The 26099-nt window shown below is 68.6% G+C and carries 28 protein-coding genes and 6 pseudogenes; 19 read left to right on the top strand and 15 right to left on the bottom strand.

Translation table 11 applies throughout. From position 1 onward, the window contains the following. Window positions 1-4 precede the first annotated feature (4 nt). Both AB0H86_RS08905 and AB0H86_RS08900 read right to left on the bottom strand, forming a co-directional pair. On the bottom strand, window positions 5-550 hold the full coding sequence (locus AB0H86_RS08905) for a hypothetical protein (RefSeq protein ID WP_362434748.1): 546 nt from the start codon (window positions 548-550) through the stop codon (window positions 5-7). Between the two features lie 49 nt (window positions 551-599). After that, a complete protein-coding gene (locus AB0H86_RS08900; protein WP_362434746.1) occupies window positions 600-845 on the bottom strand; it encodes an aromatic amino acid lyase in 246 nt (81 codons plus the stop codon). Window positions 846-905: 60 nt separating this feature from the next. Between AB0H86_RS08900 and AB0H86_RS08895 the strand changes: the two are divergent. After that, window positions 906-1061 (top strand): annotated as a pseudogene (locus AB0H86_RS08895) (MurR/RpiR family transcriptional regulator); the annotation flags it as partial. A 41-nt stretch (window positions 1062-1102) separates the two neighbouring features. Continuing rightward, a pseudogene (locus tag AB0H86_RS08890) lies at window positions 1103-1249 on the top strand (MFS transporter); the annotation flags it as partial. Window positions 1250-1364: 115 nt separating this feature from the next. Here the strand turns inward: AB0H86_RS08890 and AB0H86_RS08885 are convergent. The 3 genes and pseudogenes from AB0H86_RS08885 to AB0H86_RS08875 all read right to left on the bottom strand — a co-directional run. Further along, window positions 1365-1510 (bottom strand): annotated as a pseudogene (locus AB0H86_RS08885) (HXXEE domain-containing protein); the annotation flags it as partial. Between the two features lie 26 nt (window positions 1511-1536). Then, window positions 1537-2178 carry a DUF6461 domain-containing protein gene (locus tag AB0H86_RS08880; protein ID WP_362434743.1) on the bottom strand — a complete coding sequence of 214 codons (642 nt, stop codon included), beginning with the start codon at window positions 2176-2178 and terminating at the stop codon, window positions 1537-1539. 117 nt (window positions 2179-2295) lie between these two features. After that, the gene (locus tag AB0H86_RS08875) at window positions 2296-2487 is read right to left on the bottom strand and encodes a hypothetical protein (protein ID WP_362434740.1); all 192 of its coding nucleotides are present in this window, start codon (window positions 2485-2487) and stop codon (window positions 2296-2298) included. Between the two features lie 196 nt (window positions 2488-2683). On the opposite strand from AB0H86_RS08875, the gene AB0H86_RS08870 reads away from it, so the two are divergent. Together AB0H86_RS08870 and AB0H86_RS08865 are read left to right on the top strand one after the other, a co-directional pair. Further along, the gene (locus AB0H86_RS08870; protein WP_362434737.1) at window positions 2684-3277 is read left to right on the top strand and encodes a GNAT family protein; all 594 of its coding nucleotides are present in this window, start codon (window positions 2684-2686) and stop codon (window positions 3275-3277) included. A 388-nt stretch (window positions 3278-3665) separates the two neighbouring features. Further along, on the top strand, window positions 3666-3983 hold the full coding sequence (locus AB0H86_RS08865) for a hypothetical protein (protein WP_362434734.1): 318 nt from the start codon (window positions 3666-3668) through the stop codon (window positions 3981-3983). A 408-nt stretch (window positions 3984-4391) separates the two neighbouring features. Here AB0H86_RS08865 and AB0H86_RS08860 read toward each other — a convergent pair whose 3' ends face one another. Together AB0H86_RS08860 and AB0H86_RS08855 are read right to left on the bottom strand one after the other, a co-directional pair. Continuing rightward, window positions 4392-4925, bottom strand: a complete 534-nt coding sequence (locus AB0H86_RS08860) for a GNAT family N-acetyltransferase (protein WP_362434731.1) — start codon at window positions 4923-4925, stop codon at window positions 4392-4394. Window positions 4926-5036: 111 nt separating this feature from the next. Next, entirely contained in the window at window positions 5037-5561 is a 525-nt protein-coding gene (locus AB0H86_RS08855) for a MarR family transcriptional regulator (protein ID WP_362434729.1), read from the bottom strand. Between the two features lie 40 nt (window positions 5562-5601). Here AB0H86_RS08855 and AB0H86_RS08850 point away from each other — a divergent pair. Continuing rightward, a pseudogene (locus tag AB0H86_RS08850) lies at window positions 5602-6438 on the top strand (EamA family transporter); the annotation flags it as partial. Between the two features lie 118 nt (window positions 6439-6556). Here AB0H86_RS08850 and AB0H86_RS08845 read toward each other — a convergent pair. Then, window positions 6557-7492, bottom strand: coding sequence for a LysR family transcriptional regulator (locus tag AB0H86_RS08845; protein WP_362434727.1), 936 nt, complete (start codon window positions 7490-7492; stop codon window positions 6557-6559). A gap of 114 nt (window positions 7493-7606) precedes the next feature. Between AB0H86_RS08845 and AB0H86_RS08840 the strand changes: the two genes are divergently transcribed. The 3 genes from AB0H86_RS08840 to AB0H86_RS08830 all read left to right on the top strand — a co-directional run bounded on the left by AB0H86_RS08840 (window position 7607) and on the right by AB0H86_RS08830 (window position 10292). Further along, entirely contained in the window at window positions 7607-8449 is an 843-nt protein-coding gene (locus AB0H86_RS08840) for an inositol monophosphatase family protein (protein WP_362434724.1), read from the top strand. Between the two features lie 55 nt (window positions 8450-8504). Then, the gene (locus tag AB0H86_RS08835; protein WP_362434721.1) at window positions 8505-9128 is read left to right on the top strand and encodes an NAD(P)-binding oxidoreductase; all 624 of its coding nucleotides are present in this window, start codon (window positions 8505-8507) and stop codon (window positions 9126-9128) included. 159 nt (window positions 9129-9287) lie between these two features. Continuing rightward, on the top strand, window positions 9288-10292 hold the full coding sequence (locus AB0H86_RS08830; RefSeq protein WP_362434719.1) for a helix-turn-helix domain-containing protein: 1005 nt from the start codon (window positions 9288-9290) through the stop codon (window positions 10290-10292). Between the two features lie 94 nt (window positions 10293-10386). On the opposite strand, the gene AB0H86_RS08825 is transcribed toward AB0H86_RS08830, so the two are convergent. Beyond that, window positions 10387-10785: a hypothetical protein gene (locus AB0H86_RS08825; RefSeq protein WP_362434717.1), complete on the bottom strand. Its 399-nt coding sequence runs from the start codon at window positions 10783-10785 to the stop codon at window positions 10387-10389. Between the two features lie 385 nt (window positions 10786-11170). On the opposite strand from AB0H86_RS08825, the gene AB0H86_RS08820 reads away from it, so the two are divergent. Together AB0H86_RS08820 and AB0H86_RS08815 are read left to right on the top strand one after the other, a co-directional pair. Further along, window positions 11171-11551 carry a peptidoglycan-binding protein gene (locus tag AB0H86_RS08820; RefSeq protein ID WP_362434715.1) on the top strand — a complete coding sequence of 127 codons (381 nt, stop codon included), beginning with the start codon at window positions 11171-11173 and terminating at the stop codon, window positions 11549-11551. Window positions 11552-11771: 220 nt separating this feature from the next. Next, window positions 11772-12428 (top strand): N-acetylmuramoyl-L-alanine amidase, encoded by a 657-nt coding sequence (locus AB0H86_RS08815; protein WP_362435259.1) that lies wholly within the window; start codon window positions 11772-11774, stop codon window positions 12426-12428. Between the two features lie 88 nt (window positions 12429-12516). Here the strand turns inward: AB0H86_RS08815 and AB0H86_RS08810 are convergent, their stop codons facing one another. Continuing rightward, window positions 12517-13386 (bottom strand): helix-turn-helix transcriptional regulator, encoded by an 870-nt coding sequence (locus tag AB0H86_RS08810; RefSeq protein ID WP_362434713.1) that lies wholly within the window; start codon window positions 13384-13386, stop codon window positions 12517-12519. A 179-nt stretch (window positions 13387-13565) separates the two neighbouring features. Between AB0H86_RS08810 and AB0H86_RS08805 the strand changes: the two genes are divergently transcribed. The 4 genes and pseudogenes from AB0H86_RS08805 to AB0H86_RS08790 all read left to right on the top strand — a co-directional run bounded on the left by AB0H86_RS08805 (window position 13566) and on the right by AB0H86_RS08790 (window position 17337). Further along, window positions 13566-14426, top strand: a complete 861-nt coding sequence (locus AB0H86_RS08805; RefSeq protein WP_362434711.1) for an SDR family NAD(P)-dependent oxidoreductase — start codon at window positions 13566-13568, stop codon at window positions 14424-14426. A gap of 58 nt (window positions 14427-14484) precedes the next feature. Next, window positions 14485-14664 (top strand): annotated as a pseudogene (locus AB0H86_RS08800) (aldo/keto reductase); the annotation flags it as partial. A gap of 37 nt (window positions 14665-14701) precedes the next feature. Further along, entirely contained in the window at window positions 14702-15028 is a 327-nt protein-coding gene (locus AB0H86_RS08795) for a hypothetical protein (protein ID WP_362434708.1), read from the top strand. Between the two features lie 44 nt (window positions 15029-15072). Continuing rightward, window positions 15073-17337 (top strand): FUSC family protein, encoded by a 2265-nt coding sequence (locus AB0H86_RS08790; RefSeq protein WP_362434706.1) that lies wholly within the window; start codon window positions 15073-15075, stop codon window positions 17335-17337. Window positions 17338-17455: 118 nt separating this feature from the next. Here AB0H86_RS08790 and AB0H86_RS08785 read toward each other — a convergent pair whose 3' ends face one another. Together AB0H86_RS08785 and AB0H86_RS08780 are read right to left on the bottom strand one after the other, a co-directional pair. After that, window positions 17456-17863 carry an alpha/beta hydrolase gene (locus AB0H86_RS08785; protein ID WP_362434703.1) on the bottom strand — a complete coding sequence of 136 codons (408 nt, stop codon included), beginning with the start codon at window positions 17861-17863 and terminating at the stop codon, window positions 17456-17458. Window positions 17864-17911: 48 nt separating this feature from the next. Continuing rightward, window positions 17912-18052 (bottom strand): annotated as a pseudogene (locus tag AB0H86_RS08780) (transcriptional regulator); the annotation flags it as partial. Between the two features lie 258 nt (window positions 18053-18310). Between AB0H86_RS08780 and AB0H86_RS08775 the strand changes: the two are divergent. From AB0H86_RS08775 to AB0H86_RS08765, 3 genes are read left to right on the top strand one after another with little or no spacing between them, the layout of a single operon-like run. Continuing rightward, window positions 18311-19285, top strand: a complete 975-nt coding sequence (locus AB0H86_RS08775; RefSeq protein WP_362434700.1) for an aldo/keto reductase — start codon at window positions 18311-18313, stop codon at window positions 19283-19285. Then, window positions 19242-19625 carry a nuclear transport factor 2 family protein gene (locus tag AB0H86_RS08770; protein ID WP_362434697.1) on the top strand — a complete coding sequence of 128 codons (384 nt, stop codon included), beginning with the start codon at window positions 19242-19244 and terminating at the stop codon, window positions 19623-19625. Before AB0H86_RS08775 ends, AB0H86_RS08770 begins: the two co-directional genes overlap by 44 nt. 22 nt (window positions 19626-19647) lie before the next feature. Next, entirely contained in the window at window positions 19648-20721 is a 1074-nt protein-coding gene (locus AB0H86_RS08765; RefSeq protein ID WP_362434694.1) for an NAD(+)/NADH kinase, read from the top strand. Window positions 20722-20755: 34 nt separating this feature from the next. Here AB0H86_RS08765 and AB0H86_RS08760 read toward each other — a convergent pair whose 3' ends face one another. Next, entirely contained in the window at window positions 20756-21223 is a 468-nt protein-coding gene (locus AB0H86_RS08760) for a helix-turn-helix domain-containing protein (RefSeq protein ID WP_362434692.1), read from the bottom strand. 93 nt (window positions 21224-21316) lie between these two features. On the opposite strand from AB0H86_RS08760, the gene AB0H86_RS08755 reads away from it, so the two are divergent. Continuing rightward, complete coding sequence (locus AB0H86_RS08755) at window positions 21317-21811, top strand: PaaI family thioesterase (protein WP_362434689.1); 495 nt, start codon at window positions 21317-21319, stop codon at window positions 21809-21811. Between the two features lie 172 nt (window positions 21812-21983). Here the strand turns inward: AB0H86_RS08755 and AB0H86_RS08750 are convergent, their stop codons facing one another. Together AB0H86_RS08750 and AB0H86_RS08745 are read right to left on the bottom strand one after the other, a co-directional pair. After that, window positions 21984-23873 carry a propionyl-CoA synthetase gene (locus AB0H86_RS08750; RefSeq protein WP_362434686.1) on the bottom strand — a complete coding sequence of 630 codons (1890 nt, stop codon included), beginning with the start codon at window positions 23871-23873 and terminating at the stop codon, window positions 21984-21986. A gap of 184 nt (window positions 23874-24057) precedes the next feature. Continuing rightward, the gene (locus AB0H86_RS08745; protein WP_362434684.1) at window positions 24058-24198 is read right to left on the bottom strand and encodes a hypothetical protein; all 141 of its coding nucleotides are present in this window, start codon (window positions 24196-24198) and stop codon (window positions 24058-24060) included. Window positions 24199-24537: 339 nt separating this feature from the next. Between AB0H86_RS08745 and AB0H86_RS08740 the strand changes: the two genes are divergently transcribed. After that, window positions 24538-25953 carry an MFS transporter gene (locus AB0H86_RS08740; RefSeq protein ID WP_362434682.1) on the top strand — a complete coding sequence of 472 codons (1416 nt, stop codon included), beginning with the start codon at window positions 24538-24540 and terminating at the stop codon, window positions 25951-25953. Window positions 25954-26099 lie beyond the last annotated feature (146 nt).

Genomic DNA, 26099 nt, shown 5'->3' with positions numbered 1-26099 from the left:
CAGGTCACCGGTCGATCGCGTTCAGGGCGTCGAGCAGTCGAGGGCTCGCGGGTGAGCCCTCGTCGGGCAGGCCGGGTGTGCGATGGAGCTCGCCGTCGATGATCTCGTAGTGGCCGATGGCCTGCAGGGGCGGCGAGTAGACGTGGATGGTGATCGCGCCGGCGTCGTGGTCCATCCGGTGGACGCCCGAGCCGGGGAAGGAGAACGACTCGCCCGGGCCGTACTGGCGTGAACGGCGCGGGCCGGCCACCGGCAACCCCTCCTGCCAGGCGGTGCCTTCCAGGACGTGCACACCGACACAGGAACCCTGGTGGTCGTGGTAGCCGGTGTCGCGCGCTTCCCACCAGGTGTTCAGCCACGCTTCCGAGTGGTCGTTCCGCCACAGCAGCAGATACGAGCCGGGGCCGGAGCGGTCGAGCGCGGTGGTGTCGACGAAGGCCGCCGCGCGGCGGGCCCGGTCCGCACACTCCTCGGGCAGGAACGGGCGGTCGGACACGGCGAGTTCGGCGAGGGCGGTCGTGTCGATCGGGGTGGCGTTCGTCGCGTTCATGGTCATCCTCGGGTGCGGGTACGTCGCGGGACTGTCATGGGTGGGTCGGTTACGGGACGTCGTCGCCGGCGAGCCAATCCTCGAGCGCGTCGAGGTCGCCCTCCGGTGCCTCGCCCGCGCCGACGAAAGGGACCGAGCGCCGAGCCGCCGCATAGGCGCGTCCGGTTCCTTCGCCCAACTCCCCGGCGTGCCCGCGGAGATCGACTGCCTGGGCGCCGCACATCAGCTCGACGGCGGCCAACCGGAGCGCCAGGCCCGCCATTTCGTGGAGGCGGCGGGCCGCGGTCGGGGCCATCGTGATCCGGTCCTCGATGCCGGCCGCGATCGCGCTGGTGGGCTGTTCCAGAGTGACGGGGCCGTGGGGACTGACCTGGTGTTCGACACCGTGAGCGCCCCCATGCTGCTGGGGCAGGTCCTCCTGGAAGCGATGTGCGACGCCCTGCCGGACGCCCAGGCCCACCTGGAGGAGTTCGACGCGCGGGCCGCGGCGCGGGGGCTGTTCGTCGACTGAGCCGAGAGGACCCGGAACCACCGAAGGGGACGGGCACCTCCACCCTGCTCGGACTGCCCATCTCTACCCTGGTCGGCGAGCACTTCGGCTGGCGCGCGGCGTTCTGGAACATCACCGCCAGCACCGCCATCATCGTGATCGCCGCCGTGACCACCTGGTTCGGCGTGCCTCGCGTCGAGCGCACCGAGGATGCGCGTCCGGCGAATCCCCAAGTGAGTGATCAAGTTCGGTCGTGTTCGCCCCCCCCGAGCGCAGAAGCCGTCGCGCCACCGTGTGCGTTCCGGCTGCGGCCGTCGTGGCCGTCGTGGCCGCCGTGGCCGGCGCCAGCCCCTGCAGCGCATCGCGTGGACGCGTGGGACGCAGACATCGGCTCGCCGCAGTCGGCCGCGAGCCCACAGCGTGAAGGGGATGACCACCAGCGGTGAGGCGACAGATCCGGGCGTTTATCCACTGGCCGTGGTCGGACCGTGGGGTCTTACCGGATCTCGACAGTCCCGGGCGGAACCGGTCCCTCGCCCGCGTAGCTGTTGCCCAGTGGCCCCGACGGCGCGTCGTCCTCGGCGAGCGTCAGGCTGGGCCAGGGCCCGGCGAGGGTGGCGTCGTCCAGGGTGATGCCGAGGTGGTCCAGTACGAGGGCCACCACAGGTGCCATCCCGGCATCCTCACCTTCGTGCGCGGCGAGCGCCGCTTCCACCCGATCCCACCAGGGGCCGAGCGATTCGGACCGGGTGTGCTCCATATCGGGCTCGAAGTGCTCGACGCACTCGCCGTCACGCCAGTACTGGAAGACGTCGATCCCCTCGGTCGTCGCCAGGCTGTACGTCTCAGTGCCCCGAGACAACTCCGCGAGCGCTTCTTTCCCGAAGCCGATGCCACCTTCCTCCTCGACGCAGAAGGCCCATTCACCGATCCTCCCGGACCGCAGCAGCGAGACCATCCCGTCACCGGAGTCGCCCGAGACCAGGTCCGAGGCTGTGTCCCAGTCGAGCAGGCGTGCCTGGTCCGAGTCAGCCCCGTACCGGGTGAAGACTTCCTCGGAGCTCAGGCCGCGGGTAAAGGTGACGCACATCCAGGCCACCGCCCAGCGGAGCGAATCGATGTCCGCGTCTGTCCTCATGTCTTGCCTCCGTCGTTCACTTCGGTACCTCTCGCCGGCCCTGCAGGGCCGCCGTGTTCCCGGCCATGCGCGTGGCGCGACGGGAGCCAGGCTCATGCTGCCTGATGGCCGAGGAGGCTATTGCAGCAGGATCTGCCCACCGAGCGGGAGATTCTTCAACCTCCGCTGATAGCAGTCGTGCACCCGGTCGGAGAAGCGACCGCAGTCCGGACACGCCGCCCCGGCCGCCCGGCCTTTGGCCACCACGTCGACCGTGCCGAAGGCAACGGTCACCGCCTCGACGTCCACGTCGTCGATCCCGTCGAACACCAGCGAGTCCCAACACCGCATCGGTCTTGGTCATGATGAGAGCCGGAATATCGCGTCAAGGGTGCTTCCATCTCTTGGCTGGGCTGATCGCTCGATCACCGGAGGGCGCCGCATGGGGCATTGCCCCGGTGCAGCGAGATTGCACTAGGGCAGAATTGAGTTGTTCCTAGCGCGACACCCCGATACCTTCCGGTCCATGCCTGCTCAGACTCCGCTGCCCATTACGCTCACCGGCCGTCAAGTACGCCTGGAGCCGCTCGCGGTGAAGCATCTCGGCGAACTCTTCGAGGCGGGAGGCGGTGACGAGGAGGTGTGGCGGTGGCAGGGCGGGCCGGCGCCGCAGACACAGGCGGAACTGGGCGGCAAGCTTGCCACGCTGCTCAAGGCCGCCGAGCAGGGCGTATACGTTCCCTTTGCGGCCATCCACCGTGCCACCGACCAGGCCATCGGCTGGACAACGTACATGGACATCAACGTGGCCGACGAATGGTTGGAGATCGGCTGGACGTGGTACGGGCGCGCGTACTGGCGCACCGTCGTCAATACCGAGTCGAAGCTGCTCCTGCTCACCCACGCCTTCGAAGACCTGGGCATGGGACGCGTACAGTTGAAGACCGATCACCTCAATCACCGCTCACAGGCCGCGATCTCACGTATTGGGGCACGCCGAGAAGGAGTACTCCGCCGCCACCGCCGACGCCCGGACGGTACCTGGCGGGACACGGTGTACTTCTCGATCCTCGCCGACGAGTGGCCTGCGGCCAAGGAACGCCTGGCTGCTCGCCTCTGAGAACTCGGCCATGCAGGAGCGCCTGGCCATCGGCGTGACGGAGGAGAGAGCTGCTGAGAGTCAGCTCAGCCGGCCTGGGCTTGTTCGGCTTGGGCTTTGGTGTGGGCGAGGCGGTCCGGCTCCCGCAGTCACGCACATAACCAATCCACGGATGGCGGCGGCCTGGGCCAGATACACCAGGGCGTGCAGCCCGAATCCTTGAGAGCCCCTTGATATATGCCGGAGCAACCACCCGTGCGGTGCCCGTCGGCAGCAGCGGCTACCACCAGGGCCATCCCTACGACGGCCGTGGCGAACTAACGCGCTTGTCGGCAGGTTCCGAGAGCGGAGGATGACCTGGCGCCGGGAAAATGTTGTCGAGCCTGATCTGTGAGGCATGATCTCGAGCATGAGCGAACCGGAACTGGACCTGCTCTCACGGCTGTGGGAAGAGCACATGCGCGCACCCTTCCCGCCACACATGCGCGGTCGAGAGATCGAAGGCGAAGACATGGTGTTGCTCGACGCCGACATCGCCGGCTGCGTCTCCTCGTCGCTGTCAGGGCCCCTTGATGAGAAGCGCCGCACGATCCTGCTCAGCCGCCTCGCGGCCGTTGAGAATGTCCTGCCGTCGATCGAAGATGAGGGCGGCGTGATCGAGTACTACAAGCGCTTGCGGGACATGGCTGCGTTGGCAGCCGAGCTCGGAAACGCCAACGCCCGGTAGCGCCGAGCGGTGCGAGCGGTGGATCAGCCGGCGGCTTGCTGTTCGGCTCGGGCGCGGGTGGTGGCGAGGTGGCAGGCGGCCGACGCCGGCGTGGACAGCTCCTACGCTCCGTACCCGGAGGAGCTCTACGACAGCGAGCTGTCTCTCGCTCCGGGCTGGAAGGTCGGTTGTTGGCCCCGTGGGGCCTCGCCGATCCCGTCGCCCGATTCTGCGCCGCCCGTGGCGCCGGGATGGTCCCGCTGCCGACTATCGCCTCGAACGAATGGGACGCCAGTAACGGCGGTTGGGCCCCGCACGAGGATCAATCCCTAGTCTTCCGCGACGCCACGTACACCACGGGAGTGGTGCGTGAGCGGCGCAACGTGGTGGAGCGGTGCTTCAACCGGCTCAAGCCACCAGGTGTGTCCGTCACATGGGAAGTGAGAGCAGACGCACTGTTCCGGTCGGCCAGTGCACACCGTGATGCAAGGGCGTCCACATGGTCCGCAGGGGCATGGTCACGGGGCCTTCATGTTGCTGGACTTGGACGTCCTGGTCCAGGGTCCGCCATCCGAGCCGTTGGTAGAGAGGCACGAGGGGAGGTCGGCAGAAGAGAAGTCCGTGCTGCGGCCCCATCGTTCGGGCATGCTGCAGTGCTGCCGTCATGGCCAGCCGCGCGAGCCCGTTCCCCCGTAGATCGGGGGACACGGCTACTCCGCCGACGCCCACGACGTCGGTGCGGACACGGCCGATCGCTATGGGCAGTCGCAGCAGGCCGGTATGTGCGACAAGTCGGCCGGCCATTCTGACGCCGAAGTGGTCTTCCTTGGGCAGCCAGACCAAACCGGTGTCCGCCACACCGAACGGGTCGGTGCTGTCGCCGAGGATTTCGCTCTGTTCGGTCATCGTGTACCGCGTGAGTCGCTCTACGGTCGGTGATTCGGAAGGCAGGTGATCCGTCATCTGGGCGTGATCCTTCTAGGGTCGCTGTCGGCCGACTTCGAGCCCGAAGCGGCCGATCGAAGCGCTCGGTCACGCGCCGAAGTGCAGGGCGTAGTCGGAAGAGGCGGTCGGTCAGTCGTCGCTGGTAGGGCGCGGATGCTCCATGTGGGAGAGCCACGCCGTCAACAGTGTTTCGAGTGCCGAAGCCTCGATGGGCGTCAGGAGATCCAGCAGACGCCGCTCGTTGTGCATGTGGTCGGTGAACGCTCGGTCGATGAGTTCCAGTCCGGGTCTGGTGAGGGCGACGATCCGCCCCCGTTGGTCGTCGTCGGAGCGGCGGCGGGTGACGAGTCCGGCTCGTTCCAGGTGATCGATTCTCTTCGTCATCGCGCCGGTGGTGACCATGGTGTGTGCGGCGAGCTCGCCGGGTGCCCGTTCATACGGCTCGCCCGCGCGTCTCAGGGCGCACAGGACGTCGAATTCTCCCTCGCTCAGGCCGAAGCGGCCGTAGACGAGGCGGAGTTCTTCACTGAGGCGGTCTGCCAGCCGGTGCAGTCGGCCGATCACTCCTTGTGGCGTGATGTCGACCTCGGGTCGTTCGCGCCGCCACTCGTCCTGGATGCGTGCTACGCGGTCCATCGGTTGCCGGTTTTCCATAACCGCCATATTAGCTTCCCGGGAAGTTATATTGTCTTCCATGGAAGCTAATGCGCGTTGGGTGGCGCTGACCGCAGTCGCGCCGGTGGCCTGGGGGGCCAACTACTTCGTCACCCGTGAGTTCCTCCCGGTGGACCGCCCGCTGTACGGGGCTGCCCTGCGGGCGCTGCCCGCCGGCCTCGCCCTGCTGGCCTTCCGCAGGCGACGGCCCCATGGTCCGTGGTGGTGGCGATCCGCCATATTGGGCGTGGTCAACGTGAGCGTGTTCTTCGTCCTCGTCTACGCCTCCTCCCAGCTGCTGCCCACGAGCGTCGCCTCGACTGTCATGGCGGTGTCTCCGCTGACGATGATGTTCATCGCCTGGCCCCTGGTGGCCGAGCGGCCCCGGACCGCGCACCTGGCCGGTGGGGTAGTCGGGCTCGCCGGCGTATGTCTCATGCTGCTCACGGGGGTAGGAGCGACGAGCGGGCCGGGAATCCTCGCCGCGTCGGCGGCCGTTCTCGTGTCGTCCTTCGGCCACATCCTTGCCAAGCGGTGGAGTGGCGACGTCGACCTGATCGCCACGACCGCCTGGCAGCTCACCGCCGGAGGTCTGTTCCTGCTTCCGGTCGCCGTAGCGGTAGAGGGCACGCCGCCCGCGCTCGACACACCCACTCTCCTCGCCTTCTGCTACGTCGCCCTGGTGGCCACCGCCCTGGCATTCACCGCATGGTTCACCGGACTGCGACACCTGCCCGCAGGCACCGTGGGACTGATCGGACTCCTCAACCCCGTCACGGGCGTGCTGTTCGGCACGGTGCTCGCCGGAGAAGTGCTGACGATTCAGCAACTGTGCGGACTGGCCTTGGTCCTGGCCGGCGTCACCCTCGGTCGGCCCACACGTGCCGGCCGACGTATCGGTGATCAGGCATCCGAGCATCTTGAATCTGGGCCAGGAGCAAACGGCCGAGTTGCCTCATCCGGTCCGGGGGCGCCGGCGGTGTTCAGTTGGGGCTTCAGGGGCTCGTGTGTTCCTCGGTGGCGTCGTGGGTTGGGTTGCATGCGTGGTGCAAAGCGGTGCGGACCTGCGCGCGCAGCCAGGCGTGGGCAGGGTCGTTGTCGTAGCGCTGGTGCCATGCGAGGTAGATGGGGATGCTGGGCATGGTCAGTGGCAGGGGCCGGGTGTGCAGGCCGAGGTCGTTCAGGAGGGCGCGGCTGATGAGTTGGGGGACTGCCACGACAAGGTTGTGGTGGCGGACGAACTGCAGGGCTGTGGCGTTGGTGGGGGTGGCGGCCACTACCTGTCGACTCATGCCTTGGGACTGAAGCGCGTCGTCGATGGGGTCACGCAGTCGTCCTCGGCGAGAGACGGTGATGTGTTCGGCGGCCGCGTAGTTCTCGAGGGTGAGCGGGCCGCGGCACAGGGGATGGGCCGGGCGCAGGGCGAGGATGAGCCGGTCGTGGCCCACGACCTCGTGGCGCATCTCGGGCGAGGAGGGTTCGCTGGCTCCGGCTTCGAGGTCGATGTCTCCCCGCCGTGGGTCATGGGTGTCGGTACTGGCTTCGGCCAGGAAGCGCAGACGCACACCGGGTGCCTCGGTGCGCAAGGAGTGGAGCAGGGCGGGGCCGGCTGCCGCCGCCAGGGCGTCGTGCCATTTCAGGATGAAAGTCCGCTCCAGGGCTGCCAGTTCGACTTCTGTGTGAGGGGAGAGGACCGACTGGGCCTGCTGGACCAGGTCGTGCACGGTCGCGCGCAATGCGAGGGCACGGGGTGTGGGAGTCATGGTTCGGCCGGTGCGCACAAGGATCTGGTCCCCGGTGGCCCGGCGGATGCGGCCCAGGGTGCGGCTCATCGCAGGTGCTGAGACATGGAGGCGGGCGGCGGCGTCCGTCACGCTGCCTTCTTCGAGCAGAGCGTCGAGCGCTGTAAGCAGATTCAAATCCAGTTGCATGAGGGTAAATCCAGTCGTAACTAGATTGCATTTGCTGTTAATGATGCCTGGTCTTAACGTCGAAGGCGAACGGCCGAGAGGCTGTGAATCTCCCTTTCCGCGCTAGGAGCGATCATGAACGCCTTCTCCAACTCCCGTACCGTCTCCGCCGATACCGCCGAGAGCACTGAGTTCGAAGCGGTCCTGGAGCGCGCCGTGACTGCTGTGAAGGGGGCCGGAGAACATCTGCGGGAGCGCTACGACGTGGGCGCGCGCCCTGGTGACCTCGATGGGATCGTCCGTGCCATCTACGCCAATGACGAGGCAGTCCTGGCGCTCATCAAGCAGCCGCTGCTCAAGGCGCGTCCCGGGTCCCAGTGGGTGGAGGACGAGTTGGCCAGTGGCGTGCTGCCCGAGGGCGAGTGGTGGGTGGTGGACACGGCCGAGGGAAACATCAACCACATTCATGGCATGGGCGAGTGGGGGGTGACCGCCACGCTGGTGCGCGACAACGCTCCTTTGCTGACCGTGGTCTACCTGCCGCTGACCGGCGACACCTACACGGCTCTGCGGGGCAGGGGAGCGCTCCTCAACGGTGAGCCGCTGCGCTCGTCCGCCAAGGCCGACCTGCGGGCGGCTCTGGTGGGCACCGGTCAGGCCAAGCCCGGTGAGGATGCGGAAGCCCTCCGCCGTATGGGCGCCACGGTGACCGCCATGCTGATCAACGCATTGGTCGTGCGGGTCTCGGTGCCGGCCACGATGCAGCTCATCCATGTCGCGTCCGGCCGCATGGACGCCTTCTGGCAGTTCTCCGACGTGCGCTCGGGGCTCCTGCCCGGCGCGCTGCTGGTCTCCGAAGCCGGCGGCACGGTCACCGACACCCGGGGAGAACCGTGGAGTCTGGCCAGCGACGACTTCCTGGCCTCCGCTCCCGGCCTGCACGCCCAGGCAGTTGACGTCCTGTCCGACCTGAGCTGACCGCGCATCCCTTTCCATCCCTCCTCCCTCCCCGCTACCCCGACTGGAGACCATCGTGGAGATCGCCGTACTCGGTTCCACCGGACAGACCGGCCGACTGGTGATTGCGCGCGCCCTGGAGCGCGGGCATGACGTCATAGCCCTGGCCCGTCGGCCGGACCAGGTCGAGGCGCCTGCCTCCGGAAACCTGCGTGTGGTTCGCGCGGACGTGACCGATCCCGGCAGTGTCACCGCCGCTGTTGAGGGCGCCGACGTCGTGGTGAGCGGCCTGGGCATCACCAAGAAACAGGACTCCGCGATTCTGATCGAAGGCGCCCATCAGATCGCCTCGGCCGCGCCCCGCGTCATCTGGCTCACCTCTCTGGGCATGGGTGCCACCGAAGGAGCGCTCGGCGCCGTCAACGGTGCTCTCCTCAAGCGCATCCTGCGCCATGAGTGGGACGCCAAGGATGCCGCCGGCCGTGCCGTCCGTGACGCAGGCGGAACCACCGTCTATGCCGGGCCGCTGACCAACAAGCCCTACCAGGACGACGGGCGCCTCATCCGCGCCGAGGAGTTCAAGCCTCGAGTGCTCCCGCCCATGGCACCGCGCGCCGGAATCGCCGCCCTTATGGTCGCGGAAGCGGAGACGCCGCATTTCGCCGACGCCGACACCATCGCCCTGTTCGAGAGCGGCTGAGCTGCTGTCCGCTGCCCGGCTCGGTTCCGCCCTCCTCTACGCGTTCGATATCAGGCGGCAGTGCGTGTCGTCCTTGGCGCGAGTGGCGGATCGGCCGAAGTGCGCCTTGTGGGCCGACACGCAAGTCCGAAACACTCTTGCGTCGGGGGAGGAGCGCCGATGCTGCGAATCCATTTCACGGATGCCGACTTGGCGAGCGTCAGAGTCGCCTCCAAGCCGGATCCGCTCTGGGAGGTTGCCTCCACTCTGTACCGCTTCCAGTCCCGACGCGGGCTGGGGGCGTTCGCCGACTGGCACCGCGCGGCCCGTGAGGATCTGCACCGACAAGGCCTCGCAGCCGCCGTACGCGGTCTGCTGATGCCGTTGTTCCCGCGCGGCTCGTACTTCCCCGACTTCCTCACCCCGGCCGAGGCGGACGAGGGCCTCGACGCAGGCCTGGACGCGATCATGAGTGCGTCCGGAGAGCGGGTCCGGGCCGAACTGAGCACGCTGGACCGTGTCGCCGGCGTTCCGGCCGACGCCGCCCGGCTGGTCGGCACGGACGGGCGCCGCGAGCTCGTGGACATGATCCGGGCATACCACGCGACCGCTGTCGCACCCTACGGCGAGCGTATGCAGGCCCACGTCGACGCCGATCGGTCGTTGCGCGCCCGTGCTCTGCTCGAAGGAGGTGTCGACGGGCTGTTGACGGGCTTCCAGCCCTGGATGCACTGGCGGCGGCCCATCCTGGAGGTCGACTACCTCGCGGATGACCGCGACCTGCATCTGGCGGGCCGCGGTCTGCTGCTCGTCCCCTCGTACTTCTCCTGGGGCGGCCCCGTCTCACTGGCCGACCCGACCCTGCCTCCTGTCCTCACCTACTCGCTGCACCACACCACACCGGATCCCGTGGGCCGCGATGCTCGGGCTGCCAAGGCCCCCCTCGCCGCGCTCCTGGGCACCACCCGCGCCGCCATCCTCCAGGCCGTCGCCACCGGTGCCACCAACGGTGAACTCGCCCGCGCTGTCTCTGTGTCTGCCGCAAACGTCAGTCACCACACGGCGGTGCTGCGTGACTCGGGGCTCATTGCCAGCCGCAGACACGCGAACTCGGTCCTGCACACCCTCACCCCTGCGGGCGCGGCCCTCCTCCGCACGAGCGCAAAGCGGCAGCGCACATCCTGAGGGCGGCCTCCCAGCCCTGCGTTCCTGGCAGACGGAAGGGCTCCGGCGCATCACTCGCGCCGGAGCCCCCAGGTGATCGCGTGAGTGAGTCGCGTCAGTAGGCGACGAGACCGCTGCTGGAGCCACTGAAGACCAGCCAGAACTTGGTACCGTCCAGGACTGCGGTGGCCGCCAGTCCCCAGGTTCCGCCCTTGATCGTGCGGTCGGCGTTGCAGGAGTCGGTGCCGTCGCTCTTCCTGAAGCAGGTGTGCACCTTGACGTCGCTGTTGGGCTTGACGTTGATGTCGCCGCAGTTGGATGTGGTGGTGGCCAACGCAGAGCCTTGGGGCCAGAAGTCGTAGGTCGGGTCCGTGGTGTAGCTCTTGGCGCTGCCGTAGCAGGACTGGGCTGTGGCAGGTGCCGCGGTGGCCGACGTGGCGGTTGCGGCGGTCAGCGCGCCGGCGGCGAGAGCAGCGGCCGCAAGGGCCGTGATGGTGCGAGAACGTATGGGCATTGGTTTCACTTCCCGGGTCTCCACTGGCAATGGTCGTCTGGTCCGACGGCTGGATCGCGTTCCCACCGGCCGGACTTTCCCCTGTTCGCCGTGCTTCAAGGAGGATGGCCGGACAGCTGACGAGGTGCCAGAGTCTTTCGTGGTGGTGTAAAAACGCGGGTCAGGTGTGGTGTGAGCCGAACCCGCGGAACGCGTGGAACGCGCGGCGGACCGGGGCCATCGGGAGCAAGTCCAGCCGCCCTTCGGCCAGTTACCCCAGGGCCTCACCTACCGACGAAGTCGTCTGGCCTGCTGTTTTTCATCACGCTTGAAAGCCCTGGACGCGTGGTCGAGTCGCGAGCAATCTTGCCTTCGACACGACTGTCACGGACCTTGGGGGAGAATGATGAGCACTCGCACCCACCGCTTTGCCCTCGTCTGCGGCACCGCCGTACTGGTCGCCGGAGGGCTCCTCGCCACAGCGCCCACGGCGAGCGCCGCGGTGGCCGAGACCGACTGCCCTTACATCGGGGAATCGGAACGGCCAACGGTCAACCAGGGTGACTCGGGCGACAAGGTTCGCCAGGTGCAATGTCTCATCAACTACTACAGCGGCTACCCCAACTGGCTTGAAATGGACGGAGAGTACGGCTCCAGGACCCTGCAGGGCGTGCGCTGGGTGCAGACCTGCAACGACACGACGGGCGGTGCGGACGGCATCGTCGGCGCCAGCACCTGGTCCCGGCTCTACGCCCCCAAGCCCGCCTGTGCCTTCGGAGCGTCGTAGCGGATGAGGCCGTATTCCGCGGATCCGATGCCTTCCTGGTCCCCTTTGCGGGGACCGGTCAGCAGCATCGCGCAGCCTGGGAATCCAACAGGAAGGACCAACCCCGATGAGACGTTCGGATCTCCCCGAACCCGAACCCCGGACCGCAGGACAAGCGGCCCCCCAGTTGCATCGACGGGCGTTTTTGGGGGCGCTTGGAGCCGCTGCCGCTTTGAGCGCGGTGCTGCCCCCGCCGCTCTCGGCGGCGGCTGCCACCCGCGCCGCGTACCCGTTACTGTCTCGTGCGGACTGGGGCGCGGACGAGACGCTGCGTTTTTCCGCCGGCGGCACCGAACTGTGGCCGCCGCAGTACTTCCCCGTCCAGACGCTGACGGTTCACCACACGCAGGACGGCAGCGACGACCCGGACCCCGCCGCAGTGGTACGTGCGATCTACCGGGGCAACACGGTCGACAAGGGCTACGGTGACATCGGCTACCACTACCTGATCGACATGGACGGCCGGGTGTACGAGGGCCGCTGGTCCGGCACCGATGGCACGGTCGCGCATGACGGCGCTGGGCAGTTGGTAACCGGCGCACACGTCCTCGGGTACAACACAGGGAATGTCGGCATAGCCCTTCTGGGGTCGCTGATCGACACCCCCGCGTCGCCCGACGCACGCGGCACGCTGGTCCTGCTTCTGGCTGAACTCGCCGCGCAGCATGGGATCAACCCTCTCGGCAAGGTGGCCTACCGCAATCCGGTCAACGGAACCAGCCGGATCGTCCCTGCCATAGGCGGGCACCGCCACTGGGCGGACACCGATTGCCCCGGGACGCTGTACGCCGACATGCCGTCGATCCGTGACGAGGTCGCCGGTCTGATCGGGGAGTGAGGTGCGGTCCGCAGCTTCTGGCGCTGGGTGAGGCGTCTGCTGTCCAAAGTGTTTTTCCTGTTCGGAAGCGTCGGCGTCGCGGGTGGCGTCACTGGGTGCCGGGGGCGAACTGGTCGGTGCCCAGTACGGTGAGCAGGGCGAGTTTCTCGTGGCTCTCCGTGCCCGGGGTGGCGGTGACTATCAGCAGGGACTGGCCCTGGTCCGGTTCGAGCAGGAGTTGGCAGTAGAGGTCCAGCCGTCCGACCTGGGGATGGACGAACCGTTTGGTTTCGCTCCACCGCAGGCCCACTTCGTGGCGCTCCCACAACCGGGCGAACTCGTCGCTGGTGCGCAGCAGGACGTCCGCCAGGTCCGCCGCGGGGGAGCCGGGCCCGTCCCGGGTGACAGCCGCACGCAGCAGCGCGACACTGGTCCGGCTGTTGTCGCAGTGCTCCTCGGGGTCGTACCGCTCACGGGCCGCCGGATCGGTGAACCATCGATACGTCGCGCTGCGGGCGTTGCCGGTGTACTGGGTCTGCTCGCCGAGCAGTGCCACCGCGGACGGCGTCTGCAGCAACGTCTCGCCCAGCGGGCCCATGACCTGTGCGGTGTTGTCGGCCAAGCCGTCCATGACCCGCATCAGCCCGGGGCTCACGTGCTGAAGCCGCAGGTCACGGCGGGCGGTTCGGTAGCCGGCGAGCAGGAACAGGTGGTCGCGTTCGTCCGGAGTCAGCCGCAGGCCGCGGGCGATGGCAGCGACCATCTGCTCCGACGGTTGTGGTCCGTCGCCCCGTTCCAGTCTGGCGAAGTAGTCGCAGGACATGGTGCAGAGCTCCGCCACCTCCTCGCGGCGCAGGCCCGGAGCGCGCCGACGTTGCCCGCGGCGCAACCCGACGTCCTCCGGGTGCAGTGCCGTACGTCGAGTGCGCAGGAAGGCGCCCAGGGACGAGCGGTCGAACGTATGGTCCATGGCCCCCATCGTTGGCCATCCCGCGCGGCTTATCCACGACCTGCCATTCAGTGGTTGCGCGTGCCCTTCCAGCGGCCGTGGTGCGGCGAGTTCACTGGCGTTGCGATCACCGATCACCGATCACCGATCACCGGTCGCCGCGAACCGCGAACCGCGAACCGCGAACCGCGAACCACGGAGCCAGGACCATGACCAGTTGGACAGCGAACGACCTCCCGAACCTCACCCACCGTACGGTGCTGGTCACCGGTGCCGGCCGTGGCCTCGGCCTGATCACGGCACGTGAACTCGCCCGTGCCGGTGCCCTCGTCGTGCTGGGGGTACGCGACACCGACAAGGCCCGCCGCGCCGTCGCCGACCTGCCCGGCACCTTCGACATCCGACCGCTCGACGTGTCGGATCTGACCTCGGTGCGAGCCTTCGCCGACTCCTGGTCCGGCGACATCGACATCCTGATCAACAACGCCGGCGTGATGGACATCCCCGCCGCCCGGACCGCCGACGGCCTCGATCTGCAGACCACCACCAACTACACCGGCCCCTTCCTGCTGACCACCCTGCTGCTCGAGCACATCACCGACCGCGTGGTGCACGTCACCAGTGAGCTGCACAAGCAGGGCAAGATCGACCTGGACGACCTCGACTGGCGGACGCGTAGGCACAACGGGATGCGTGCCTACGAGGCGTCCAAGCTCGCCGTCGTCCTGTTCTCGCTGGAACTACAGCGCCGACTGACCGCCGCCGGAAGCCCGGTACGCTCCGTGCTCGCGAGCCCGGGTATCGCCCGCACCTCGCTGGCGGCCCACTCCCGGTCGAACGTCATCAACCGGTTCACGTTCCTCACCAACGACCCCGAGCGCGGAGCGCTGTCGCTGCTCTACGCCGCGACCCAGGACGTCCCCGGCAACGCCTACGTCGGGCCGGACGGCCTGGGCGGCTTCCGGGGCTCCCCGGCCATCCGCAAGCCGGGAAAGGCCGGCCTCGACCCGGCCATGGCCGGCCGGCTGTGGGACGTGACCGCCGACCTGGTCGGGGCGATCGCCCGATGAGCTACCTGGAGGGTTGCCTGGAGGCCGCCGACCACCCTGAGTGGAGGGCCTCGGCACCATGGGCATGACCGCGATGTACGGCACCTCGGACGAGGCCGAGGCGATCAGGACGGTGCACCGCGCGATCGAGCTGGGCGTCACGAAGTTCGACACCGCGGACATGTACGGACCCTTCAGCGGCGAGGAACTGCTCGGGCGGGCGTTGAAAGGCCGCCCTGACGAACTGACCGTCGCAACGAATGGCGGCGGCGTCCAGATCGTGGCCCATGGTGTCGATGATCGCTGACGCGAGCAGCAAGGCCATGGTCACCGCCTTCGACCTCGACAAGCAGGTCGTCGCCGCCATCAAGGGCGGCACCCTGCGGTTCCCCGTTGACCAGCAGCCCTACCCGGAGCCGGAGTCCAACATCGCCGCCATCGAGAAGTACGCCGCAACGGCACCAGGTAGGTGTCGGCACCGGCGTATCCGACGACGATGGGTCCCGCATCCGAGGGAGGCGGGACCTGTGGTCATTGAGTTGCGGAGGCCCGCTCCATGTCCGCATATGAAGGGTGTGACGTGGCGCGTCGTGGCCGGCCGTCGTCGCGGCGCCGGGAGGTGAGTATGGCCGTGCAGGTCGCAGGGCGGATGCCACCCGCCTCTCGCTTGACGACGTGGTGGCGTGGCCGCGATCCGGATCTGGCGGCGACGCGGCGGGCCGGGCGGACCGCGATCGTGATGCCCGCCCTGTTCGCGCTGTGCAGCCAGGTGTTCCACTCGTCGACGATGGCGAGTTTTGCCGCGTTCGGATCCTTCTCGATGCTGCTGCTGGTCGACTTCAGCGGTTCGATGGTGGAGCGGCTGCGGGCGCAGGCAGGGCTCGCGGTGGCCTGGGCTGTGCTGATCTGCGTGGGGACGCTGGTCGCACGCCTGACCTGGCTCGCCGTCGTCACGATGCTGCTGGTCGGCTTCGTGGTCCTGTTCTCCGGCGTCGTCAGCTCGGTTCTGGCGGGCAGCTCGACCGCGCTCCTGCTGGGCTTCGTCCTGCCGGTCACGACCCCGGTGCCGCTGTCCCACCTGCCCGACCGGCTGGCGGGCGCCGCCCTGGCGGCCGCGGCGGCACTGCCGGCCGTCTGTCTGCTGTGGCCGCGCCCTGTCGCCGATCCGCTCAGCGCGCCCGCGGCCCGGCTCTGCCGTGCCGCTGCCGCACACCTGCGCGCGGACGCCTCCGGTCTGGGCGGGCAAGGCCCGGCAGCCGACGCCGCACAGCGCCGGGCGGTAGCCGACCGCACCACAGACGCCGGCACGGACCTGCGGAACACCTTCGACGCCACCCCCTACCGGCCCACCGGCCTGTCCACGGCGTCACGTGCCCTGGTCCGTCTGGTCGACGAGCTCATGTGGCTGAGCACCATCCTCACGGACCGGCCCGCCTACACCGACGAGCCCCCGGCCTGTGACCCGGCCGCGCGTACGGTGCGGCTGGCCGCCGCGGACGTCCTCGACAACGCCGCATACGTCCTGACGGACCTGCACCGGGACATCGCCCCGCTGCGTGCCTGCGTGGAGGATTTGCGGGCGACCATGAAAGGGATGGAGGAGAGCTCTACGGCCCGTCTGCCCGCCGACCACCCGGTCGGCGACAGCGCGGTGGAGATCTACGGGTTCATCGCCACGCTCGACCTGTCCTTCCGCGCGAAGGAGCTGGGGTTCGCCGTCCTGCAGATCGTCGGCAACGTGGAACTGGCTGCCACGGCATGGCAGCGTCACTGGCCCGACAGGCTCCTCGGCCGTGAACCCGGCGCGCTGACCGAACCGCTGGCTTCGGCCCGAGACAGGGCCGCAGCGCATCTCGGACTCAGGTCGGTGTGGCTGCGCAACAGCCTGCGGGGCGCCGTCGGACTCGGCATCGCGGTGCTGCTCGCCGATCTGACCAGCGTCCAGCACTCCTTCTGGGTGCTGCTCGGCATTCTGTCCGTGCTGCGCTCCAATGCTCTCAACACCGGCGAGAACGCCCTGCGGGCCGTCCTCGGCACCGTGGTCGGCTCCGCCATCGGCGCCGGGCTGCTGCATCTGATCGGGCACCACGGCACCGTCCTGTGGTTCCTGCTTCCTCTGGCCATCCTGATGGCCGGCATCGCTCCCGCCGCCATCTCCTTCACCGCGGGGCAGGCTGCCTTCACCGTCACCCTCGTCGTGCTGTTCAACATCAACCAGAACCCCGACTGGCACATCGTCCTGCTCCGCGTGCAGGACATCGCCCTGGGCTGTGCGGTCAGCATCGTCGTCGCGCTGTTCTTCTGGCCCCGCGGCGCCGCAGCCGCCGTCCACAAGGCGCTCGCCGAGGCGTACACCGACAGCGCCCGCTATCTCGCCGACGCCGTGCATTACGCCCTCGGCCCTTACGGGTCGCCGGACTCCTCCGCGTCTGTCGGGGAACCGGTGCAGCAGAGCCGCGAGGCAGCGGCTTCCGCCCGCCGCCTCGACGATGCCTTCCGCACCTACCTGGCCGAACTCGGCGCCAAGCCCCGGCCTTTGGCCGACATGACCACCCTGGTCACCGGCGTGGCCGCCCTGCGCCTGGCCGCCGACGCCGTCGTCTCCCTGTGGCAGGGCGTCGGTCCGGAGCGTGGGCCGGCAGATCAGACCGATGCCCACCGTGCCATCCTCGGCGCCGCGTTCCGCGTCACGCGGTGGTATTGGGGCTTCGCGGCCGGCCTCGGCGGCAACGCACCCATTCCGGACGCCGTCCGGCTTCGTCCCGAGACCGCATCCCGGCTCGTCGAGTCCGTCCGCACCGATTTCGTCGACGACCGGGGCCAGGCCACGACCACCGCCGTCCGCATCATCTGGACCGGCGACCACGTCGACGTCGCACGCCGCCTCCAGCCCAACCTCGCTGCGGCGGCCCAGGGGAGCACCGGCCGTTGACCCGCCCGGTGCCGTACCCGCGTGTCAGGCCGGCGAAGCGGTCGGCGCAGCCCGGGGCGTACGGTCGACCGGAAGTCCGGAACTCCGGACGCGCCGCGCGACCTCGTGTGCCAGGTGTTCAGAACGGCGGAGTGTCCTCGGCGCATTTCGTTCCGCGGCGCGGGAGGGTGCCGTCGATGAAGTAGCGGCTCTCGTGCGCGTTGACACAGCGGCTGGGGTTCAGCAGCGCGGTGTGCCCGTACCCGGTGTTGGTGAGCAGGCGGGCGTTGGCCAGTTCCTCGCTCATGGCCCGCGCGTTGGAGTACGGGGTCGAGGGGCCGTACGCCGTGCCGACCACCAGGATCGGCGCGGTCGGCCTGTTCCACGGGCCGAAGTAGCGTGTCGCGGCCACGGCCGGCCAGGTGGCGCAGGGTTCGGCGGCCCAGGTCCAGTAGCGTCCGGCGTCACCGGTACGGGCCGCGCTTGCCTGTTCGTAGCGGTGGTAGAGGCGAGGGTTACGCGGGTTGGGGCTGTCCCCGCAGAACACGGCCGCCCCCAGGTACGGAACCGGGTACGTCTTGGTGCCGTGGCTGTGGCCCTTGACGTCGTAGCGCTCCCACAGGCGGACGAAGTCCGGGCTCTTGGTGAGGAGTTCCTCGACGAGGCCGGTGAGGTCCGGGGCATCCGGTTCGACGCCGGCGAGGGTGCGCAGGCGGGCGACGCAGCCGCGGATCTGAGAAAGGTCCCCAGCTCACGGCCACCGTTCTTGCCGCTGCGCTGCTTACCTGCCATGCGGTCCAGTCTGGCAGTCGGGTGACCAGGGTGAAGGGTGCAAGAGGGGCTCTGTCACACCCTGGAACACCGCTCCCCGGCACAGCGCGGTCTGCCAGACGGCGAGGATCAGCAGCAGGCTGACGTACAGCTCGAAGATCAGGTGCTCCTGACGAGGGCAACAGCGGTTGTACCCACGAATCCGAAAGGCAAGGAGCGGACGATGAGGCACATCAAACTGGGAGACCTGGAGGTCTCCCGAATCGGTCTCGGCGCGATGTCGATGTCCCACGCCTACACCGGAGCGGGCACCGATGACGCGGAGTCGATCCGTACGATCCACCGAGCACTCGACCTGGGTGTCACCTTGATCGACACAGCCGAGGTCTACGGGCCCAAAACCAACGAAGAACTCGTCGGCCGTGCGCTGAAGGGGCGCCGCGAAGGCGTCGTGCTCGCCACGAAGTTCGGATTCATGTCGCACACGGGCCGCGAAGGCGGCCTCGACAGCAGCCCGGCGAACATCCGCGTCGCCGTCGAAGGTTCCCTCAGGCGGCTCGGCACGGATTACATCGACCTCTACTACCAGCACCGGGTCGACCCGGACACTCCGATCGAGGAGACCGTCGGAACCCTGGCGGAACTGGTCGCCGAGGGCAAGGTCCGCCACATCGGGCTGTCCGAGGCCGGTGTGGAGACCATTCGGCGTGCCCACGCCGTCCACCCGGTGGCGGCCCTGCAGTCGGAGTACTCCCTGTGGACACGTGATCCGGAGCCGGAGGTGCTGCCGCTCCTGAGGGAGCTGGGCATCGGGTTCGTGCCCTACTCGCCGCTGGGTCACGGCTTCCTCACCGGGCAGATCCGCTCGACCGACGACTTCGACGACACCGACTGGCGCAAGAACAACCCTCGCTTCACCGGTGAGAACTTCCAGCGCAACCTGCGTCTGGCCGACGAGGTCAGCGCCGTCGCCGACGAAGTCGGCGGGACGCCCGCCCAGGTGTCCCTGGCCTGGCTGCTCGCCCAGGGCGACGACATCGCCCCCATCCCCGGCACCAAGCGCGTGGAGCGGGTCGAGGAGAACATCGCCGCCGACGGCATCGTCCTGACCACCGAGCAGATCGAGAAGCTCGACCAGCTGCCCGCGGCCGCCGGTGACCACCACGACGAGGCGGGCACGCGTCTGCTCGGCCGGTGACAGGCCCACAGCCCTCCTGGACGCCACGCATGAGGGCGACACCTCGGCACTCGACGACCTGCCCGACCACGGCTTCACCCGCACCCACGTGACCGGATACGTGCAGCCGAAGGCCGAATGGCTGGCACAGACGAGACAAGGCCGGTTCGTTTACCACACCATCGACGGGAAAAGCGCGACCATAGAGATCGACGGCGACACGGCCCGCCTGGTCGTCCGGACCGTCACGGACGCGACCGTGTACGGCACCCGGGCGAACTGGCCGCCGCGACTGGCCACCGAGTACGCCCACAAGGGCGACACCTGGGTCGTGCTGCGCACCGAGGCCACCACCTGGTGACCGAGATCGTCCGGAGGCGGATGTGACAGTGAACCGGCTGGGCCTGGTCGTGCACGGCGGACGCCCGGAAGCCGTGACAGCGGCCGGCGTCGTCCGCGCGTGGTGCGAGGAACACGCCGTGCGGTGCACGGACATCGACGTGTGGCAGGACGGCGGGCGACGCAGCGCCCGTGAGGAGGTCGAGATCGCGGGTGACCCCGACCTCGTGGTGACCCTCGGCGGCGACGGCACCTTCCTGCGCGGCGCCCGGCTGGCCGCGGCGATCGACGCCCTGGTCCTGGGGGTCGACCTGGGCCGGGTGGGCTTTCTGACGGAGGTGTCGGCCTCCGCGGTGCGTTCGGCACTGGACGCGGTGCGGGAGGACCGGTTCGAGATCGACAGCCGCATGCTGCTCGCCCTGCGTGCCTCGCGCCGGCTGGAGGTGCCCACGGGCATGGAATCCCTCATCGGGTACGGCCGGGGGCCGCTCCTGCCGCCTCCGCAGGTGCGGCCCGACTGCGGGGTCGACCAGAACTGGGGCATCCCGCTGAACGTCACCGCGCTCAACGACATCGTGCTGGAGAAACTGGTCCGGGACCGGCAGGTGTCTGTCGGGGTCTACGTCTCCGGCAGGCTCCTGGCCTCCTACTCGGCCGACGCGCTGCTCGTCGCCACGCCGACCGGCTCGACGGCCTACAGTTTCGCCGCGGGCGGGCCCGTTGTCTCGCCCCGCGCGGAGGCCCTCGTCTTCACACCGGTCGCCCCGCACATGGCCTTCGACCGCTCGGTGGTCACAGCCCCCGACGAGCCCGTCGGACTGCGCCTCCTGGAACGGTCGGGACAGGCCGCGGTCAGCATCGACGGCCAGCTGCGGGGCGTGCTCGATCCGGGGGACTGGATCGGCGTGTACGCCGCCTCGCGCCGCCTACGGGCCGTCCGGCTGGGCCCGATGGATTTCTACGGTCGGCTGCGCGAGCGGATGAACCTGACCGACGCCCCGGCCGCGATCGCCGACGGTTCCCCCGCCCCACTGTGGTCGGTCACGACGCCTCCGCCCGTCGACCTCGCCCATCTGACCCTGCTGACGGTCCCGGACGGCCCCGGAACGCCGAGGTGAGCGGCCCGGACGGGCGGCGGACTGCTTGGATGGCTCACGACCGGAGACGGGCGCCAGGTCCCAGCCGGGCGGTGACATCTCCAGGGGTGAGGGCCGAGTGCTCCGCGGAGCACTCGACGACGACGCGGACCGGAGCGTCGCAGTCGGTGTGACGGACGTCCAGTACAGGGCCCTCGGGGCCGAGAGCGTGCATCTCGCCCCACTGGGTCAGCGCCATCAGGACAGGCCACAAATCCCAGCCCTTGCGGGTCAGGCGGTACTCGTTGCGGGAGCGGCTGCCCGGCTCCCGGTAGGGGACGGTCTTGAGGATGCCGGCCGAGATCAGCTTTCGGAGGCGGTCACTGAGGACGGCTTCCGACAGGCCGATGTGGCGGTGGAAGTCGTCGAAGCGGCGGACTCCGTTGACGGCGTCACGCAGGATCAACAACGTCCATTTCTCTCCGATCACGTCGAGCGTGCGCTGGACGGGGCAGTTCTCCGTGCTCGCCTCAAGCCACTCCATCCCACCATCCTAAGGGCCTGGCTTCGACATTGACAGTCAGGCGGGCCGGAAGCTAGCTTCACTCGTAAAAGTCAGACGGGAAGGCAATCGGTCGTGGGACGAACACGTACGTATCAATGGGAAGATCCCGAGATCCTGGCGGAAGCCGCCGGACACATGGCCGGTATCGACTTCCTGCGCGAGCTGAAGGCGGGGCGACTGCCGGGACCGCCCATCAGCTACTCCATCGACTTCGCCCTGGACGAGGTGGAGCCAGGCAGGACGGTTTTCTCGCTCATGCCGGGTGAGGAGCACTACAACCCGATCGGCAGCGTGCACGGCGGCATCTTCGCCACCCTGCTCGACTCGGCGGCGGGGTGCGCCGTCCAGTCGACCCTCCCGCAGGGCATGGCGTACACCTCACTCGACCTGACGGTGAAGTTCCTGCGGCGGATCACCGTGGACACGGGCACGGTGCGCGCCATTGGCACGGTTGTCAGCAAGAGCCGTCAAACAGCCCTCGCCCAGGCGCAGTTGGTTGACGGAAAGGACCGTCTGCTCGCCCACGCCACCAGTAGCTGCATGATCTTCCCGGTGCCTGCCCGGTGATGCCGGACGGTCACAAGGAGGCAACCGACTGCTGAGACGCCGAACGCGGTGACGCTCGGTGCGGCATCGGGCTCATCGCAGACGAAGAGCATCGGTGGGCCGTGCCCCGTGGATGTGGGACGAGCTCACCCTCTGGCTCAGGCTCTGTGGCTCAGGCTGTTTGGGCAAGCCTTCACGGGGTGTGACCGGCACGGCGGAGAACAGGGCGCAGGACCTCGATGACGTCGGCGTCGTCCACCGTGGAGGGGATGGGTTCGTCGTGGCCGTTGGCGATGCCGCGCATCGTCTTGCGCAGGATCTTCCCCGAGCGGGTCTTGGGCAGGGCGGCCACGACCGTGACGTCCTTGAGGGAGGCGACGGCGCCGATACGGTCGCGTACGAGCTGGACGAGTTCGTCCTCGACCTCGCCCGTTTCGCGGTCGACGCCGGCTTTCAGGACGACGAAGCCGCGCGGTACCTGCCCCTTCAGGGCGTCGGCGACACCGATGACGGCGCATTCGGCGACGTCGGGATGGGCGGCCAGGGCCTCTTCCATGCTGCCGGTGGACAGCCGGTGTCCGGCGACGTTGATGACGTCGTCGGTGCGGCCCATGACGAAGACGTAGCCGTCGTCGTCAATGTGACCGCTGTCGCCGGTGAGGTAGTAGCCGTCGTAGGCGGAGAGGTAGGAGGAGACGTAGCGGTCGTCGTCGTTCCAGAGGGTGGGGAGCGCGCCGGGCGGCAGGGGGAGCTTCACGACGATGGCGCCGTCGATGCCCGGGGGTGCCGGCTCGCCCGAAGCGTCGAGGACGCGGACGTCCCAGCCCGGCAGTGAGCGGGTGGGGGACCCGGGCTTGACCGGTGCGGCTTCGATGCCCATGGGGTTGGCGACGATGGGCCAGCCCGTCTCGGTCTGCCACCAGTGGTCGATCACCGGGATGCCCAGTAGATCGCTCGCCCAGTGATAGGTCTCGGGATCGAGGCGCTCACCGGCGAGGAAGAGATGGCGCAGGCCGGTCAGGTCGTGGTCCGCCGTGAGCGTTCCCTTCGGGTCCTCCTTGCGGATGGCCCGGAATGCGGTGGGCGCTGTGAACATGGTCTTGGCCCGGTAGTCAGCGGCAACACGCCAGAACTGGCCCGCGTCCGGGGTTCCGACCGGCTTGCCCTCGTACAGCACGGTCGTGGCACCGACCAGCAGGGGCGCGTAGACGATGTACGAGTGCCCGACGACCCAGCCGACGTCGGAACCGGTGAACATCGTCTCGCCCGGGCCCACGTCGTAGACGGCGCCCATCGACCAATGGAGGGCGACCGCGTAGCCACCGCAGTCACGCACAACTCCCTTGGGTTTTCCGGTCGTTCCCGACGTGTAGAGGATGTAGAGGGGATCGGTGGCGGGGACGGGAACGCAGTCGGCCGGCGGCGCGGCGGCGACCAGGTCGCCCCAGTCGAGATCGTCGGTCCCCAACTCGGCACGTTCCTGCGGGCGTTGCAGAATCACACGCTTTTCCGGCTTGTGGACCGCGAGGTCGATCGCCCGGTCGAGCAGGGGCTTGTACGCGATGACACGCTTGCCCTCGATGCCGCAGGAGGCGGAGACGACCACCTTGGGGGCCGCGTCGTCGATGCGGAGAGCGAGTTCGTGCGGGGCGAACCCGCCGAAGACGACCGAGTGGACCGCGCCGATACGCGCGCAGGCCAGCATCGCGATCGCGGCCTCGGGGACCATCGGCATGTAGATGACGACACGGTCGCCGCGCCCCACGCCGAGCCGCGCGAGGGCTCCGGCGAAGGCGGCCACCTCGTCCCTCAGCTGTGCGTAGGTGTAGGTGCGCCGGGTGTCGGTCACGGGGGAGTCGTAGCTGAGTGCGGGCTGCTCGCCGCGGCCGGCTTCGACGTGCCGGTCGACTGCGTTGAAGCAGACGTTGAGCCGCCCGTCGGGAAACCAGCGGTAGAAGGGTGCGCCCGAGGAGTCGAGGGCGCGATGCGGGGTGACATCCCAGTCGATGGCCTCCGCCGCCTTCAGCCAGAAGCTCTCCGGGTCTTCGGTACTGGCGCGGAAGACATCCTCGTACGTTCCCATCGCGCACTCCTTTGTGGCATCGAGGGGCGGGGGTGTTGCGGCCTGCGGAACCCGTGTCAGACACACGTACCGCATGTCGGCCGGTATGGGCGAGCAGGATGCCGGAAACCGGAGGAACGATCACCCGCATCGCGGTGGTGCGGCGGCCGGGCCGACAGGCCCCGCCGTCAGGTGCAGCTTCCGCTCACGCGCCGAGGTGCTTGCGGAGCCACTGGACCAGCTGCCCGATGGTCTGGTCCACCTCGGGTACCCGCCCCGCGCCCAGGACGAACGAGTGCTGCCCTTCTGGCATCGAGTGGACCTCGGTGGTGACCTTGAGGTCCACGAGACGGCGTCCGAGCCGGGCCCCGTGTCGGCCTGGGTCTCCTACTCGCCGTAGTAGACGATCGTGGGCGGCAGGCCGGTCAGGCAGGCAGGCCGCTCAGGTCAGCGTTCGCGATGCTGATCTCGGGGGCGGTGAAAACCTCGTCGTCGGCGGCCACCCACCCCGACAGATTCGCGGCCACGTCGGGGAGCCGGCCAGAGGAATGTCCGCGAGTCGCGCTTGATCCACCCAGAGGGCAGCGTATGCAGGAGGGGACTTAAGGGCGTGGCTGCCCATCCATGCCCTCTCCCCTCGCACGAGGCAGGTAGCGTGAGTCGACTGCGTGTCATCACGATTCTCATGGCCGTTCTCCTGCCGTCATTCATGACGGCCCTGGACAACACCATCGTCAATGTGGCACTGCCTCAAATTCGAGCCGAACTCGCGTTGGACGACGCCGACTTGAAGTGGGTGGCAGTCATCTATCCACTCACGCTCGCAAGCCTTCTCCTGCTGGGCGGACATCTGGCCGACACCGTCGGGCGGCGTGCGACGCTCCTGCTGGGTGTCGCCCTCTTCAGCATCTCCTCGGCCGGGTGCGGCATGGCGACCTCAGGACTGCTTCTGATCGCTTTTCGAGGACTTCAGGGAGCCGGCGCGGCGCTGATCCTGCCGGCGTCGCTGGCGGTCCTGTCGCACGACCTTCCACCTCGCTCACGCACTGCCGCGTTCAGCGCCACCACCGCCGCGTTGGCCTCAGCACTGGCCTGCGGACCTGTTGTCTCCGGTGTGATGACACAGCACCTCGGCTGGGAGTCGGTATTCGCCATGAACCTGCCACTTGGGTGCGCGAGTCTCCTGGTGGGTTTCGTCGTCCCCCGGCGTGACCCCTCGACCTCCTCCTGGCCCACACGATCGGCCACCCTCTCCCTCCGCGTCGTCGCGTTGGCGTGTTGCTCGTTGGCAGCCCTCGCCCACTGCCTGATCGAAGGACCTGCATACGGGTTCGCCGGCGTTCCCGTCGTCATGTCAGGAGTTGTGTTCGCGGTTTCGGCCGTCGGCCTGTCGTACGAGCTGAAGCTCCGCCGGAACACAGCGCTGCGTCTCCTCTTCCGGCAACGCCCATTCGTGGGTGGAGTCATCACTCAGCTGCTGTGGGGCCTGAGCGTGAGCGGGGTCTATTTCTTCACGTCCCAATTCCTGCAGATCGGTCTCGACCTCACCCCGACGTCAGCCGGGCTGACGTTTCTCCCCGTGGCACTTTCCGTGCTGGCCGCCGCCCCTTTCACTGCCCGGATGGCGAGCCGATGGGGAGACGGGCGAATCTCCGCTGTGGGCCTGCTCATGGTGGGCCTGGGACTGCTGATGGTCGCCCTGGGAAGCTCTGGAGGAAGTCTCGTCCATATTCTTCCCGGCCTTTCGACGGTCGGCTTCGGCTCCGCACTCGCTGTTCCGCTGACCACACGTGCTCTGGAATCTTCGCCCGATCACCTTTCCGGCATCGCCGCCGGATTGTTCAGTGCCATCCGTGAGGCATCCGGAGTAGTCGGGATCGCCTTCGTGGGTGCGATGGTGTCGTTCGTGGAGCAGGCGGCGGCCGCCGCGGGAGCCAATGACTCGGATGCCTTTCTCTCCGGCTACCAAGCCGGTCTGTGTCTGGCGTCCGTGCTGGTCGGGATGGGCGCCCCCGTCGCGTTGTGGGCGCTGCGACGCCGACGGGGCACACCAGAAGACGGTAGGGGGGCGTCCGTATTCACTTCGAAGCCAGGACAGTGACGACCTGACCTCGCCGTTTCGGTTGGGGGTGACGAGATGTCGCTGATCGTCAACCGTTGGGCGGGAGTGGTGTTTTCGCTGCTTGGTCATAGCCGAGTCCCGGCGCGGTGGCCGGGTTCTCCAAGGTCTGGCCACCGGCCTACCGA

Origin of the sequence: Streptomyces sp. NPDC050997, assembly GCF_040660135.1 — a bacterium.
Taxonomy (GTDB): domain Bacteria; phylum Actinomycetota; class Actinomycetes; order Streptomycetales; family Streptomycetaceae; genus Streptomyces.
Note: the sequence above shows the minus strand (reverse complement) of the source record. Positions and strands in the feature narration are given on the sequence as shown.